Source organism: Paenibacillus sp. E222 (assembly GCF_013401555.1).
Classification (GTDB): domain Bacteria; phylum Bacillota; class Bacilli; order Paenibacillales; family Paenibacillaceae; genus Paenibacillus.
Genome location: NZ_CP058552.1, coordinates 3,448,421 through 3,464,726 on the forward strand (window position 1 = coordinate 3,448,421; position 16,306 = coordinate 3,464,726).

Below are 16,306 nucleotides of genomic sequence, written 5' to 3' on the forward strand. Positions count from 1 at the left end.
ATGCTTCATATTAAAGTGTAGAAATTTGCGTCAAATGAGGAGATGAACAAAATCATGAGTATTGATAAATATCAGGAAACGTACATTCAGACTAATTTTGCCGACCGTATTGGCGGCTCCAACTATGGTAAAGACACTAACATCTATAAATTCGAGAAAATCAAACGTGCCAAAGCTTCGGCTAAAAAAGATTTTCCCAATGTAGAACTGATTGACCTCGGTGTAGGTGAACCGGACGAAATGGCAGATGCAGGCATCGTAGCTGCATTGGCGGAGCAAGCCTCCAAACCCGAAAACCGTGGTTACGCGGATAACGGTATTCCTGAATTCAAGGAAGCGGCAGCTGCTTACCTGAAAAATGTATTTAATGTTGAAGGTATCGATGCATCAACTGAAATCGTGCATTCCATCGGCTCCAAGCCAGCTTTGGCGATGATGCCTTCTTGCTTCATCAATCCAGGTGATGTAACGATTATGACGGTGCCAGGGTATCCGGTTATGGGTACACACACCAAATACCTGGGTGGCGAAGTGTTCAACATCCAGTTGACCAAGGAGAACAACTTCCTGCCAGATCTGTCGGCTATTCCAGAAGATATTGCGAAACGTGCGAAGTTGCTCTATCTGAACTACCCGAATAACCCGACGGGCGCGAGTGCTACCGTGGAGTTCTTTACGGAAGTGGTTGAATGGGCGAAGAAATACAGCGTAGTCGTTGTGCATGATGCTCCGTACGCAGCACTGACATATGACGGCAAAAAACCGTTCAGCTTCCTGTCTGTACCTGGTGCGAAGGATGTGGGCGTGGAATTGCACTCCCTGTCCAAGTCTTACAACATGACAGGCTGGAGAATTGGTTTTGTTGCAGGTAACCCGCTTGTAGTTAAAGCATTCAGCGACGTAAAAGACAACAATGACTCCGGTCAGTTCATCGCGATCCAGAAGGCTGCTGCCTATGGATTGAACCACCCGGAAATCACGGAAAAAATCGCCGAGAAATATTCCCGTCGTCACGACCTGCTGGTAGCTGCACTGAACGAGCTGGGCTTCCAGGCTGAGAAACCTAAAGGTTCCTTCTTCCTGTATGTTGAAGCTCCAAAAGGTATTGCCGGAGGCCGCCGCTTTGAATCAGGCGAAGACTTCTCCCAGTTCCTGATCCGTGAAAAACTGATCTCTTCGGTGCCTTGGGATGATGCTGGTAACTTTGTTCGTTTCTCCGTTACCTTTGAAGCTAAAGGAGAAGAGGAAGAGAAACGTGTTATTGCTGAAATTAAACGCCGCCTGAGCGACGTGCAATTCGAATTTTAATTAATTCACATCATCATTATGATGTAACGTAAAAGAAAGAAGAGACCGGAAACGGTCTCTTTTTTTTATGCAAAAAAATATAAATTTTCCCTGTAATCCCTTTACAAAATAATACAAGCAACATATGATTAGATCTTTACGTTATTTATATAAGTCAGAAGTTGCTTTTGAAGGGAGTTATGGAAATTGTTATCATCACGTACCAATACTGTGTCCACACCTGCTGCAGGGACAGGCAATACCGTTTCAGGATTGCTTAAATTATTGAGACCCAAACAATGGACCAAAAATTTGTTGTTATTTGCCGCGCTGCTTTTTTCTTTTGAGGAAATTCGGACGGAGACCATTCTATCGACTTTGCTAGGTTTTATTTTATTTAGCCTGGTTGCAGGCTGCGTTTATATTTTAAACGATTATGTAGATCGCGACAGAGATCGTCAGCATCCTGTGAAGATGTTCCGTCCTCTTGCTTCTGGACAGGTCAATCCGGCTCACGCCTTGCTGTTTGGAATTCTGCTGTTGATTCTTTCCGTCGGGACAGCCTTTGTGATGAACTCGTTATTCGGAGTGTTATGTATAGTTTATTTCCTTTTGAATGTGTCGTACTCATTTGTTCTGAAACATCTCGTTATTTTGGATATGATGACCATTGCGGCTGGATTTGTGCTTCGTGCGATTGCGGGCGGTGTGCTGATCCATGTACCATTTACGCCGTGGTTTCTCATCTGTACGATGCTGCTGTCCCTGTTCCTGGCCATTGGCAAACGTAGGAATGAACTTACTCTGCTTGAGGGAAATACCGGTTCACATCGTAAAGTATTGGATAACTACTCGATTACGTTATTGGATCAGTTCAATACCATTGTCACAACCGCGACCATTATCAGCTATTCGCTATTTACCTTCACATCCGATCGCACCATTCATTTAATGTGGACGATTCCTTTGGTCATATACGGCATGTTCCGTTATCTGTATCTGATTCATATGAAGAACCAAGGTGGTTCACCTGATCGAGTTTTGTTTGAGGACAAGCCCGTCTTGATCACGGTCATTTTGTATGTCATAAGTGTTATTTTGATTTTTGCTATTTTTGAATAAACGTTAGAGTCTGGAAGGCAGAGGGGGATCAGGGTGAAAAGCACGAAAGTCGCCATCTTTGATATTGATAAAACGATTATACGCAGAGATTCCATGTTTCAGTTTGTACATTACGGCGTTCGGCGTTATCCATGGCAGGTATGGAGATTGCCTGTAATTGCATTTCATACCGCGCTGTTCAAGGCAGGTCTGATGACCGTTGAGCGTGTCAAACGTTCCTACTTCAAGAGTATTGAGCGCATGTCTGAAAAAGATCTGGAGCATTTTTTTGATACACGATTGCGTACTGCCATTTTTGCGGAGGCAAGTGTAGAGATGCAGCATCGTAAGGAAGAAGGCTATCATGTATTGCTGGTGACCGCATCTCCACATGCTTATATGAAATATTTTAAAAACTTTCCCTGGGTGGATCATGTCATCGGTACCGATCTGGTTCGTCACTCGAATGGCTATACCTGTAGGATTGAAGGCAGCAATTGCAAGGGGGATGAGAAGGTTCGCCGAATCCAGGCCTATCTGGATGAGAAAAAGATGGTGATTGATTATGATCAATCCTGCTCCTACTCTGACTCCTTATCCGATCTTCCAGTGATGCAGTTGGTGAGTCAGCGATACTTTATTAACAAGCGCGTCCCAGAGATGGAGGCATTGTCGTGGGGGAGATAAAAGGGCGCCATACAGGCAAGTTGTTGATGCTGGTCTCCGCTTTTCTTACAGCGACGGGCCAACTGTTCTGGAAGTGGGGGCTGACCGAGTGGATCTACCTGGGCATCGGCTTTCTGTGTTATGGACTGGGTGCCATTTTGATGATCAAGGCGTTTGCTTTGGAAAAGCTGTCTGTGGCCTATCCTTTGATGTGTGCCAGCTATGTGTTTGCGCTGATCTATGGATACTTTTTGTTAGGAGAAGAAATTACGGTGCAGAAGTTGGCCGCTGTTGTGCTGCTTGGAATCGGGGTGACGTTGACCAGTGTTGATCGATAGCTGGATGATTGCTGTATTAATTGCAATGACCCTGTGTGGAGCGATGGGAGGAGCGGGTTTGAAAGCCTACGCCACCAGTCGCAAAAAGCTGCATGTTCTAATGGGACTTGGATTCTATGGTACAGGTGCGATGCTGAACATTGTATTGTTGAAATTTCTTCCCTTAACGGTTGTGCTGCCTGCCAATGCGTTAACGTATGTGTGGACGCTCATTATAGCGCGCTTTGCCTTTAAGGAAGCAGTGGGTCCTTTGCGCTGGATCGGTGTCGCTTGTATTATGGGCGGGTTGTTTTTATTGGTTTTCTAGAATAATTGAAACTGGATGTGAGCGCATGAAATTTTTGGACTACATATTTTATAATCGCAGAACCAATTGGACGGCATTTGGCCTGTTTGCGGGTTTTGCTCTTTTTTACGGTCTCATGAATGGACCTTACGTAACGTACATAGCAAATCACGCAGAGCTTCTTGGGTCATACACGCCATTTAGTACGACGCAGTTTCCACTTAATTTATTTAATTTCGATCCTTCCATGTATTATGGAGACAACAGTTCTTCGGTGATTCATCCGTTAATTTCCTTCCTTGCGGTTACGCTTGAAGCAGGTGCTCAGCTGCTGGGCGGGAATTGGTTCTTTCTAGTCCTGCAATCACTCGTGAATGCAGGTTCGGTTGTGTTGGTATTTCTGTTTTTGAGTCAAAAAGACAAACAAATCACTACACCGTTACTTTTCGCTGTACTGTTCGGTTTCAGCTCCTATCTGATGTTTACCGCGTTGATTCCGGATTCGTATCCATATGTGCAGTTTGTTATCCTGTTCTCTGTGTTGTATATGCAGTACACCCGTGAGCGCAAAGATATCCGTTATATCCCGAATGCGCTGCTGGCATCCATCAACTTCGGACTGACGTCGACCAACATTGTGCCGTTTGCGGCCGCCATGTTTTTCAATATGCGTACGTGGCGTAACAAGTCTGGTTGGAAAAAGTATATCGGGATTATGGCACTCGCCGTTGCCTTTATCGTAGTATTGACAGGCATCCAATACATCGCGTTTGGCGGTCGAAGTTGGGTAAGTAATTGGCTGCTTGGTATTCAAAATGGGGGAACAAGCTATGCCACTCCATTCCAGTTCGCAGCTCATTGGAAGGCCCTAAGCCTGCTAACGATTAATCCGATGCTGTCACCGAAAGTGCATTTGCTGGACCCGGGCATGGTCGCGTTTGTAACGGATCTGTCCCGTTCCAATCCGATCTATGTTCAGCTCACGGGTATTTTTATCCTGCTGCTGGCGCTCACGGGGTTTATCAAGGGAATCCGTGAACGGGAAGTGTGGACTCTTGTGCCATACATTCTGTTTGCCTTTTTACTTCATATCGTTGTTGGTTTCGGGTTGGCGGTATTTCAATACGATATGTACCTGTATGCAGGACACTATCTGTTTGCGTTTTTCCTCCTCGGTGGGGGCTTCGTCATCAGTCTGCGTCCGGGGATGGGTAAAAAAGTGCTAATAGGCTTGATTATGCTATCTATTCTCGTTACCGCAGGGAACAACATCTATCGTCATGTAGAAACATTAACAACCATCAAGCAGTCCTATGATCAGTTAGAACAGGAACGTACAGTGAAATAATCAGAGGTTTTATTTATCTATATAATGAGACAGGGCCATTGGACTGTAGATCCAATGGCCCTGTCTTGTTTGGCATGATTCATTCGATATGTGCATGTTGGTTTCAAACAAAAGACCCACTGCGTTCATTACGCAGAGGGTCTCAGGGACGCTTTTAAGCAATAATTTTGGTCTTCTTGGCATTCTCGGCTGAACGTTTGGTGAGACTGCTGAGTGGACGTTTCAAAGCAAGTGCAACGATGAGACTCAACGCGATGAACATGCACAACCACAGAATATCCTTAATGGCAGTGGACCACAGGATGCCCCCGACCGACTCACGCAGCAGGCTGATCGCATACGTGAAGGGCATGAACGGATTCAATGCCTGGAAAAAGGACGATGTCATGCTGATCGGGAACGTACCGCCCGAGCTGGAGAACTGGAACACCATGAAGATGATCGCGATCCCTTTTCCAATATTCCCAAAAACGGACAGCAGGGTGTACGTTATGGTGACAAATACGGCACTCACCAGCATGGCAAACAGGACAAACCACAGTTTATCTGCGACATAGGTGCCGAGAATCAAAATATCTCCCAAGCTGACACAGATCGCTTGAAGCAATCCAATCGTTAGAAAAGTGGCAAGACGTCCAAGATACAACTCGTATCCCCTGAACTTGCCGTCTGGATTCTCAGCTTCGGCACGAAGCAGGGAAATCAGCAGCGTTGAGCCGACCCACAAGGACAGCACGCCATAAAATGGTGACATGGCCGATCCATAATTAGGAATCGGGTAAAGCTGCTGTTCCTTGATTTGCACCGGACTTGCTAGGAAAGCACTCTCTTCTTCAATGTCGCCGCGCAAAAGCTTGGCGAGCTCGGCAAACTGGTTATTGCCTTCGACTTCTCTAAGTTTGTCTGCTGCCTTGCTGATGGCATTTTCCAGCGCTGGCAGATCATCACGTACCAGCGTGGCAACACGATGTACTCCTTGTTCGACCTCCGGTAGCTGATTTTGTACAAAATCGGATGCCTTGCTTATCTGTTTCTCGGCATTGGGCAGATCGTTCCGAACAAAATCAGCCGCTTCATTCAGCTTGGTCCCCAGCTTGGGCAGATCGTTTCGTATTAATGAAGACACTGTGTTTAAAGCTTGGATAAAGCCTTCACTTTTATTTGCGAGCGTCTCCGATATCTCATGAATCTTAGATTGTATTTGGGGCAGTTCACTCTGGATTTTGGTCAATTCAGTCTGCCCAAACGTAATCCCTTCTTTGGCTGACGCAAGAATGTCCGCGATATCCGGAATTCGATCTCTTGCTCCCTGTAGTGTATCTGCTGAAGTGGAAAGGATAGACCTCAGCTTATCCGCACCAGCCGCAAGAGCCGGCGATATTTCGCTCTCGTAGGTGTTCATGATATTGCCAATGCCGCTGCTAATGTCCTTGGAGAGAGCATTTAACTGGGCGATGACGTCTGCGGGCGGAGTTGTATTGCGACGCAGAGCATTACTGATAATTCCAGCCAAGCGGACTTGCAACTGAAGTTTATCTGAAATGGTGTTCAGCTGCGTAATTTTATTAGCAAGTGGATGGCTTGGAAGCAAGTTGTCGATTTTGCCCAGTAGTTCTGCCATACTGTCGACGAGTTTTACCGCAATCCCCAAGCGGGCAGCGATCCGGTCCAGATCTTCTGCTGTCGGCAGTTTAGTAAGATCCGTATTCTGCAATTGCCCAAATACGTCTGACGCAGCGTTTGCGATTTGCTGCACCAGCAGCAGGTTTTGCCGGATCACCGGGCCTATAGCCTGAAACGCTTCTTCACTGGAATCCACAAACTGATTCAAGCCTTCGGCCAGCTCAATCCCGTTACCAGCGATTTGGGATACTTTGTCCAGATCTTGCTCTGCGTCCGTTACGATAGAGAGAGCCTTGTCGGTTTTATCCAGGGCCGTTTGGATGACACCTGATACCTGACCAAAGTTTGCATCCACTTCGTGAATGCGTTCTACGGCTTTTTGAATATCGGGAATCCGCCCCTGAATAGCCAACACCTCGGATGCTGCGTCATTAATTTGTGGCCAATACTCCTGCACCTTGAGCACATACTGTGCGGCTTCATTGATTTCCGGCAGCTTTTTTTCGATCTCTACGATCTTTTGAGCATCTTTTACGATACCAGGCATGGCTTTTTCTACTTCCAGTACCTTTTGACCTGCAGCTTGTATCGCCGGAAGATTTTTCTCCAGCGTGAAAATGCCATTCTCCATTTTGCGCAAAGTAGGAAGCTGGGCATTGATCTCAACTCCGGCTTCCTTCAATTTGGTTAGAACAGCCTCACTGACGGCTTCCGTGAAATTTTCATTAATTTGTGTTGTAATCGCAGATACACCAGAGCCTGTGATTTTTGGAGCGATGGCATTAACCTTCTCGTTAACGGTATAGATTACCTCTGGGCGCTCCAGCTTCCCGTCAACGATACCTGTAATTTTGGTTGAAAAGTCCCCGGGAATGAGGAGGCTTGCATAATACTCTCCTGTTTGCACACCACGATCAGCCTCAGCCTGGTCCACAAAAGTCCATCCTAGCTTTTCGTTGTGTTTCAGACTGGACACCAGTTCGTCTCCAATATTAACGTTAGTTCCTGCAACAGTAGCACCCTTGTCCTCGGTTGTCACCGCAATTTTGATCCCTTGGGTATTACTGTACGGGTCCCATACGGATTTCACGTTGACCCAGTCATATACTCCGGGCAGTAAAATAATAGCTACAATTAGAAATATACCTGTGGGAACCTTCAAAATATGTAACCAGTCTGTTTTGTAAACTTGCCAAATGTGACGCATAACTTCCTCCTAAATGTAAATAAATGTAGGTCTTATCTTATTTCTATGTCGCGTATTTGTAAATCCTTATGTATATCGGCTTTATTGAAGCATCAATGAATTGTTTCATGTTTATAAACTTTACCCATTTCACTAGGTACTAATGCAGAGCCTTCATGTATTTCATGTTTCTGGACGTTGAACTCTATAATTAGACTCTGTTCCAACGTTGAATATAGGCAGAGGATTATTTTGGCTGTAAGATTCTCCGCAATTTCCTATGGATAAATATGCAGAATTATTGTATAATTATGAATAACGAATGAAATGTGATGTGTTTGGATGTTTTTCAGCCGAACTGCTGATTCTAAGGGGAATACAGTAGGGGAATTTCGCCTGTGATGTTGAGGTGTTGACAGAGGGTTGTCTTTCTGTCATAATTCATGAAGACAAACGGACATATTGAGTATAGAACCCTGTGAGGTCCTTCAATATGAACGACATGAATAGCACCTTTAAATCAGTCCCGTGAGACTGGCAAGGTAACGTGAACGATACATCGTTTTTTTGCTGCGGCAAATGAAGCGATGCATCCCGAGAGTAAACTTTCTTCAGAGCGGTCTGAAGTTCGGAGACTCCTTGCCAATAAACACGGCAAGGAGTCTTTTTTGTTCTCCTCGTCACGGGGCCATGATCTGAAAGGTAAATCCTGAGGAGGCTGAACGCATGAGCACAGAGACACATGTCATTATGGATGAAACCGCGATCCGCCGCGCATTAACACGGATTGCCCATGAGATTTTGGAGAAAAACAAAGGCATTGAGGGCTGTGTACTGATCGGCATTCGAACACGGGGTGTATACCTCGCAGAACGGATCGCTGCCAAGATTGAAGAAATCGAAGGTACACCGATCCCTTGGGGAGAGCTCGATGTGACCCCTTATCGCGATGATCGCTTGGATGAGAACAAAGCGAATCGCAAGGAACTGTTGACGATGACACCTGAATCACTTTCGATTCATAACAAAAAAGTGATTTTGTTCGATGATGTGCTCTATACCGGACGGACGATTCGCGCAGCGATGGATGCCCTGATGGACTGTGGAAGACCACAGAACATTCAACTGGCGGTTCTCGCAGATCGCGGACACCGGGAACTTCCGATTCGACCTGATTTTATCGGCAAAAATGTGCCGACTTCCAAATCAGAGGAGATCGAGGTTGCACTGATGGAAACGGACGGACAGGACGAAGTCAAGATCATCCAGAACCGGGGGGAACAAGCATGATGATTACACAACCAGCATTGAAGGACCGGAGCTTGCTTGGCCTTAAGGACCTTAGTCGAGATGAGATCGAATCCATTCTGAACAGAGCAGCACACTGGGAAGCGCAGAAGGAGAAACTGGTTCCTGTACTGGAATCCCACTTCGTAGCTAACATGTTCTTCGAGAACAGCACGCGTACTCGCTTCTCATTTGAGATGGCGGAAAAACGTCTGGGTGCACAAGTGCTAAACTTCACGGCGGCTGCATCAAGCGTGGAGAAAGGTGAATCCATCTATGATACGGTACGCACACTGGAGTCCATGGGCATTGACGCAGGGGTGATCCGGTTGAAACCTTCCGGTGTTCTGCAACAACTGGCTCAGAAAGTGAATGTTCCACTAGTGAACGCCGGAGACGGGAATAACGAGCATCCTACACAGGCGCTGCTGGATCTCTACACGATGCGGAAGGCTTTCGGTGAGCTGAAAGGTTTGCGAGTGTCGATCATTGGAGATATCCTGCACAGCCGTGTAGCTCGCTCGAATCTGTGGGCACTGCAAAAGTTTGGTGCAGATGTGCGCTTCTGCGCACCGCAAACGATGCAGGCACCGGAGCTGGCAGAACACGCACCTTATGTAGGTCTGGAAGAAGCACTCAATGCGGATGTAGTCATGATGCTCCGAGTTCAACTGGAACGTCATAAACACGGCCTGATTACTTCGGCTGAGGATTATCGCGAACACTACGGATTGACGGAAGAACGGGCGTCACGCCTGAAACCAAGCACAATCATTATGCACCCTGCTCCTGTGAACCGAAATGTCGAGGTGGATGACGCGGTAGTGGAGAGCGCAGCATCGCGGATCTTCCCGCAGATGGCAAACGGTGTTCCAATCCGCATGGCGGTCATGGAACGTGCGATGAAACTGTAACAGGGTCTGGCTGTGGGTCATAGGCTGACGGGACGGAAGTTCTTATAGAGCAATGTGAGGGTACACGATAAAGAAAATCATCCGGCTTGCCCGGCAAGCCGGACAGAACCGAAGCGGAGGGCAATTATGCTACAGATTATAAAGAACGCGAACATCTTGAATCAACAAGGGGAACTTGAACGGAAAACGATCATTATAGATGAAGGAAAAATTCAAAAGATCGCTGGAGTGGAAGACGAAGCGGTATTGAAAGCAGAGCAATCAGCGCATAGCGTAACGGATGCTTCAGGCAAACTGGTCATTCCCGGTTTGATTGATATGCACGTGCATCTGCGTGAACCTGGATTCGAGCATAAAGAGACGATCGAGACGGGTGCCCGTTCGGCAGCACAAGGCGGTTTTACAACGATTGCATGTATGCCGAACACAAGACCGGTAACCGACAGCGCGGATGTCGTTAAGCTGGTTTTGGATAAAGCCAAAGAAGCCGACCTGGTAAAAGTACTGCCTTATGCAGCTATTACGAAGAACGAGCTTGGACGTGAGCTTACGGATTTCGCCGCATTGAAAGAAGCGGGTGCGATTGGATTCACGGATGATGGTGTGGGCGTTCAAAACGCTCAAATGATGAAAGATGCCATGAGCCTCGCAGCAAGCATGGATATGCCAGTCATCGCTCACTGCGAAGACGACTCATTGGTAGTTGGCGGATATGTGACAGAAGGCGAGTTTTCGAAGCGTCAGGGTATCAAAGGTATCCCGAATGAATCCGAGGCCATCCACGTAGGCCGGGATATCCTGCTTGCAGAAGCAACGGGAGTTCACTACCATGTCTGCCACGTAAGTACGGAGCAGTCGGTTCGCTTGATTCGCCTGGCAAAGTCCATCGGTATTAAAGTAACTGCTGAGGTATGTCCGCACCATCTGGTATTGTCGGATGAAGATATTCCGGGCATGGATGCCAACTGGAAGATGAACCCGCCTCTTCGCTCACCACGCGATGTGCAAGCTTGTATCGAAGGTTTGCTGGACGGAACGCTGGACATGATCGTTACCGATCACGCCCCGCATAGCGAAGAAGAGAAAGCAAAAGGCATGGAGCTGGCACCATTCGGCATCGTTGGATTCGAAACAGCCTTCCCGCTGCTGTACACGAAGTTTGTGGAAACAGGGCTTTGGAGCCTGGACTTCCTCGTGAAACGCATGACAGCTGATCCGGCTCGGGTATTCCGGCTGGATACTGGCAAGCTGGAAGAGGGAGCACCAGCGGATATCACGATGATTGACCTGAACGAGGAAAAAGCGGTTGATCCTGCAACGTTCGCAACCAAAGGAAGAAACACTCCATTCACAGGCTGGAAGTTAAAAGGATGGCCGGTACAGACATGGGTGGACGGGAAAAGCGTGTGGAACAACACGGTACAACAGTAAATCAGTAACTTATTAGATCAATAAATCAATAAACTTTACCTCTTTAATTCTTTTAAAACAACAAGGCTTTATAACTCTAAATCTACAACCTATGCAAAACAACATCTTTAAAACTAACTCGAGGCAAACCATGCCGAGAGTCAAACATACGAAACAAAGAAAAGTTGAATAATGCTTTTGAACATGGACACCAACGTAACTGTGGAGTGGGCAGAAAGAACCCGAAGAAGCAAAGCGTTCGCCTTTATCACCGGATTACTCCATTTGAAGAATGGGATCAAAGTAATCCGGGGATAACAGCGATCAAAGGGTTTTCTGCCCACGGAGCCGCACCAAACGTAACGTCCCCCATGTTCAACTCAAAGTATTCAACGTTGATAAACACAGAGGAGTGAAATGGGATGCAGGCACAGGCAAGATTATTGTTGGAAGACGGCACACTGTTCACCGGGAAAGCATTCGGTGCTGAAGGTGAAACAACAGGTGAGGTCGTTTTTAATACGGGAATTACAGGCTATCAAGAGGTGCTTTCGGATCCTTCTTATTGCGGTCAAATCGTAACCATGACGTATCCACTGATTGGTAACTACGGCATTACGCGTGACGACTTCGAGTCGATTCGTCCGTTCGTACACGGTTTTGTGGTACGTCGTCATGAGCCGACGCCAAGTAACTGGCGTGCGGAATACAGCGTAGACGATTTGCTTAAAGAGTATGGCATCGTAGGGATCAGCGAGATTGATACACGGATGCTGACTCGCCGGATTCGTCACCACGGCACAATGAAAGGAATTCTCACAACAGGATCGAAACCTGTGGAAGAGTTGCTGGAGATGATGGGAGACACCAGCATCGCTGAGCTGCGTAACCAGGTTCCTATGACTTCTACTCAACATGTTTACAACAGCCCGGGAACGGCTGAACGCATTGTATTGGTTGACTACGGTGCAAAAACAGGGATTTTGCGTGAACTCAGCAAACGTAACTGTGACGTTGTCGTAGTTCCGCATGATGTAACAGCGGACGAAATCCGCCGCATGAACCCGGATGGTATTCAGCTGTCCAACGGCCCTGGGGACCCGAAAGACGTTCCTCACGCAGTTAAAATGATCAGTGAACTGCTCGGCGAATTTCCGATCTTCGGAATCTGCCTGGGTCACCAACTGTTCGCACTTGCAGCAGGAGCCGATACAGAGAAACTCAAGTTTGGACACCGCGGCGGAAACCACCCGGTTAAAGAACTGGAGAGCGGACGTTGCTTCATCACATCCCAGAACCACGGTTACACTGTTAATGAAGAATCCGTGAAAAATACGGACCTTGAAGTGACACATATCAACAATAATGATAAGACCATCGAAGGTCTGAAACATAAAACATTCCCGGCGTTTTCGGTTCAGTACCACCCGGAAGCAGCGCCAGGACCATATGATAACAGCTATCTGTTCGACCGCTTTATCGAGATGATTCGGGAGCACAAGATTACTCACCCGCAACAGCCGCGTCAAGCCGTACTGGCAGCCGCAGTGAAAGGAGCACAATAACATGCCGATTAACAAAGATCTCAAAAAAATCCTGGTGATTGGTTCAGGTCCAATCGTCATCGGTCAAGCGGCCGAGTTCGACTATGCCGGTACACAAGCATGCCAGGCACTGAAAGAAGAAGGCGTGGAAGTTGTACTCATCAACAGCAACCCGGCTACGATTATGACGGATACCAACATGGCTGACAAAGTATATATCGAGCCAATCACACTGGATTTTGTAACGCAAATTATTCGCCAGGAACGTCCAGACGGTTTGCTGCCTACCCTTGGCGGTCAAACGGGTCTGAACATGGCTGTAGAACTGGCACGTGCCGGCGTCCTTGAACGTGAGAATGTCAAATTGCTTGGAACACAGCTCACATCCATTGAGAAAGCGGAAGACCGTGACTTGTTCCGTGATCTGATGCGCGAACTGGAGCAGCCTGTGCCTGAGAGTGTCATCGTAACAACACTTGAGGAATCACTTGATTTTGCGAATGAGATTGGTTATCCAATCATCGTCCGTCCAGCCTACACGCTCGGCGGAACAGGCGGCGGGATCTGTGCCAACGAAGAAGAGCTGCGCGAGACAGTTGTAGCAGGTATTCGTTATAGCCCGATCGGTCAATGTTTGGTCGAGAAGAGCATCGCAGGCATGAAGGAAGTCGAGTATGAGGTTATGCGTGACAAAAACGATAACTGTATCGTAGTCTGCAACATGGAAAACTTTGACCCGGTAGGTGTTCATACAGGTGACAGTATCGTTGTGGCACCAAGCCAGACGTTGTCTGACCGTGAATATCAAATGCTGCGCTCAGCTTCCCTGAAAATCATCCGTGCCCTCAACATCGAAGGTGGATGTAACGTACAGTTTGCGCTTGATCCACACAGCTTCCAATACTATGTTATCGAAGTTAACCCACGGGTAAGCCGCTCTTCGGCACTAGCTTCCAAAGCAACGGGCTATCCAATTGCCAAGATGGCTGCCAAAATTGCCATGGGTTACACACTGGACGAAATCGTGAACCCGGTAACGGGCCAAACGTATGCATGCTTTGAGCCAACACTGGACTATATCGTGTGCAAAATCCCACGCTGGCCGTTCGACAAGTTTATCTCGGCAAACCGCAAACTGGGTACACAGATGAAAGCGACAGGCGAAGTTATGGCGATTGGCCGGACATTCGAAGAGTCGATTCATAAAGCTGTACGTTCCCTGGAAATCGGCGTACACCGTCTGTATCTGAAAGATGCCGAAACACTGGATGAAGAAACGCTGAACGAGCGTTTGGTCAAAGCCGACGATGAGCGTATCTTCCTGCTTGCTGAAGCCTTCCGTAGAGGTTATACATTGCAACAGCTTCAGGATCTGACGAAGATTGACTGGTGGTTCCTGGATAAACTCGAAGGGCTGATTCGCTTCGAAGATCGCATTCGCGAGGAATCCGAATTGTCCTCCGAAACTCTCTATCAAGCGAAGCGTCTTGGCTTCACAGACCGTGCTATTGCTGAGCTGCGTGCTGAAGGTCAACCAGGAGGTACGCTAACGAAAGAAGCTGAAGTCAGAGCACGTCGTGAAGAGGAAAACCTTCGCCCAGTCTACAAAATGGTAGATACATGCGCAGCTGAATTTGAAGCAACAACGCCATATTACTACTCTACTTACGAAACTGAGAATGAAGTCATTCCTTCAGATAAGAAAAAAGTAGTTGTACTTGGTTCGGGTCCAATCCGGATCGGTCAAGGGATTGAGTTTGACTACTCGACAGTACACGCAGTATGGGCTCTGCAAAAAGCAGGCTATGAAGCAGTTATCATCAATAACAACCCGGAGACCGTGTCTACGGACTTTAATACATCGGATCGCTTGTACTTTGAACCTCTGTTCTTCGAAGATGTCATGAACGTTATCGAACAAGAACAGCCTGTAGGGGTTATCGTACAGTTTGGTGGTCAAACGGCAATCAACCTGGCAGCACCACTGCGTGCCGCTGGTGTAACGATTCTCGGAACAGATCTGGAAAACATTGATGAGGCAGAGGATCGCAAGAAGTTCGAGCATTTGCTCTCCCGTCTGGAAATTGCACAACCAAAAGGCAAAACAGTCATTTCGGTAGATGATGCAGTTGAAACGGCTCAAAGTCTGGGCTACCCGGTACTGGTTCGTCCTTCCTATGTACTCGGCGGTCGTGCGATGGAGATTGTATACTCCGATGCAGAATTGCTGACATATATGGAGCAGGCGGTTAAAATCAATCCGGAGCATCCGGTCCTGATCGATCGTTACATGATGGGTAAAGAGGTTGAGGTTGACGCGATCTGTGATGGTGAAACGGTATTGATTCCGGGCATCATGGAGCATATCGAGCGCGCAGGTGTTCACTCCGGTGACTCCATCGCGGTTTATCCGCCACAGCACCTGTCCCAGGATCTGAAAGAGAAAATTGTAGAGATTACAATCAAGATTGCAAAAGAACTGAAAACGATCGGTTTGGTTAACATCCAGTTTGTTATCCATGAGGGTCAAGTGTACATCATCGAGGTGAACCCGCGTTCATCCCGTACAGTTCCTTTCTTGAGCAAAGTAACCAACATTCCGATGGCGAACCTGGCAACACAAGCCATTCTGGGTGTGAAGCTGAAAGACCTCGGATATGTCGACGGTCTATGGCCTGAATCGGATCATGTTTCCGTCAAAGTTCCGGTCTTCTCCTTCGCGAAGCTGCGTCGTGTGGAACCAACGCTTGGACCTGAGATGAAATCCACAGGTGAGGTTATGGGTCGTGACCCGAATTACGCCAAAGCGTTGTTCAAAGGTCTTATCGGTGCAGGCATGAAGATCCCGGCCACCGGAGCAATCGTGGTAACGGTAGCGGACAAAGACAAAGAGGAAGCTGTTCCACTGCTTGAAGGTTTCTATAGACTGGGATACAAAATCATGGCTACCGGAGGCACGGCAGCTGCGCTTGAAGCAGCGAACATTCCGGTGACGACGGTGAACAAATTAAGTGAAGGTTCGCCGAACATTCTCGATATGATTCGCAGCGGCGAAGCAAACTTTGTGTTCAACACGCTGACCAAAGGCAAAACTCCGCAGCGTGACGGATTCCGTATTCGTCGTGAGGCGGTAGAGAACGGTATTGTATGTATGACTTCACTGGATACGATCCGTGCCCTGTTGATCATGCTGCAAACGATCAACTTCTCCTCTGAGGCTATGCCAGCACTTGTAAAATAAATAAGACGATTTGTCACTGATCAAGGACATCAGTCAGCCTTCGGGCTGGCGGGATGTCCTTTATATCGGGCAAAA

Annotated in this window: 12 protein-coding genes; 11 read left to right on the forward strand and 1 reads right to left on the reverse strand. The window is 47.4% G+C overall.

The features are described 5' to 3' along the window. The first annotated feature begins 54 nt into the window (after window positions 1-54). The 6 genes from HW560_RS15385 (at window position 55) to HW560_RS15410 (ending at window position 5,026) form a co-directional block, all read left to right on the forward strand. Window positions 55-1,308: an LL-diaminopimelate aminotransferase gene (locus HW560_RS15385; protein WP_113053859.1), complete on the forward strand. Its 1,254-nt coding sequence runs from the start codon at window positions 55-57 to the stop codon at window positions 1,306-1,308. A gap of 186 nt (window positions 1,309-1,494) precedes the next feature. Beyond that, a complete protein-coding gene (locus tag HW560_RS15390) occupies window positions 1,495-2,409 on the forward strand; it encodes a decaprenyl-phosphate phosphoribosyltransferase (protein ID WP_371129142.1) in 915 nt (304 codons plus the stop codon). A gap of 33 nt (window positions 2,410-2,442) precedes the next feature. Further along, a complete protein-coding gene (locus HW560_RS15395; RefSeq protein WP_179263761.1) occupies window positions 2,443-3,075 on the forward strand; it encodes an HAD family hydrolase in 633 nt (210 codons plus the stop codon). 26 nt (window positions 3,076-3,101) lie between these two features. Further along, on the forward strand, window positions 3,102-3,392 hold the full coding sequence (locus HW560_RS15400) for an EamA family transporter (RefSeq protein WP_090810048.1): 291 nt from the start codon (window positions 3,102-3,104) through the stop codon (window positions 3,390-3,392). After that, window positions 3,379-3,699 carry a DMT family transporter gene (locus HW560_RS15405; protein WP_257031937.1) on the forward strand — a complete coding sequence of 107 codons (321 nt, stop codon included), beginning with the start codon at window positions 3,379-3,381 and terminating at the stop codon, window positions 3,697-3,699. The genes HW560_RS15400 and HW560_RS15405 overlap by 14 nt, the downstream gene beginning before the upstream one ends. A 25-nt stretch (window positions 3,700-3,724) precedes the next feature. Continuing rightward, the gene (locus tag HW560_RS15410; protein WP_179263763.1) at window positions 3,725-5,026 is read left to right on the forward strand and encodes a DUF6080 domain-containing protein; all 1,302 of its coding nucleotides are present in this window, start codon (window positions 3,725-3,727) and stop codon (window positions 5,024-5,026) included. Window positions 5,027-5,180: 154 nt separating this feature from the next. Here the strand turns inward: HW560_RS15410 and HW560_RS15415 are convergent, their stop codons facing one another. Further along, window positions 5,181-7,856 carry a YhgE/Pip domain-containing protein gene (locus HW560_RS15415; protein ID WP_179263765.1) on the reverse strand — a complete coding sequence of 892 codons (2,676 nt, stop codon included), beginning with the start codon at window positions 7,854-7,856 and terminating at the stop codon, window positions 5,181-5,183. A gap of 705 nt (window positions 7,857-8,561) precedes the next feature. Here HW560_RS15415 and pyrR point away from each other — a divergent pair. The 5 genes from pyrR to carB all read left to right on the forward strand — a co-directional run bounded on the left by pyrR (window position 8,562) and on the right by carB (window position 16,231). After that, window positions 8,562-9,125, forward strand: a complete 564-nt coding sequence (pyrR, locus tag HW560_RS15420) for a bifunctional pyr operon transcriptional regulator/uracil phosphoribosyltransferase PyrR (protein ID WP_090901445.1) — start codon at window positions 8,562-8,564, stop codon at window positions 9,123-9,125. After that, a complete protein-coding gene (locus HW560_RS15425; RefSeq protein ID WP_090902574.1) occupies window positions 9,125-10,036 on the forward strand; it encodes an aspartate carbamoyltransferase catalytic subunit in 912 nt (303 codons plus the stop codon). The genes pyrR and HW560_RS15425 overlap by 1 nt, the downstream gene beginning before the upstream one ends. Before the next feature lie 126 nt (window positions 10,037-10,162). Then, window positions 10,163-11,467 carry a dihydroorotase gene (locus HW560_RS15430; RefSeq protein ID WP_090901442.1) on the forward strand — a complete coding sequence of 435 codons (1,305 nt, stop codon included), beginning with the start codon at window positions 10,163-10,165 and terminating at the stop codon, window positions 11,465-11,467. A 401-nt stretch (window positions 11,468-11,868) separates the two neighbouring features. After that, window positions 11,869-13,011, forward strand: coding sequence for a glutamine-hydrolyzing carbamoyl-phosphate synthase small subunit (gene carA, locus HW560_RS15435; RefSeq protein ID WP_090901439.1), 1,143 nt, complete (start codon window positions 11,869-11,871; stop codon window positions 13,009-13,011). 1 nt (window position 13,012) lies between these two features. Then, on the forward strand, window positions 13,013-16,231 hold the full coding sequence (gene carB / locus HW560_RS15440) for a carbamoyl-phosphate synthase large subunit (protein ID WP_179263767.1): 3,219 nt from the start codon (window positions 13,013-13,015) through the stop codon (window positions 16,229-16,231). Window positions 16,232-16,306 lie beyond the last annotated feature (75 nt).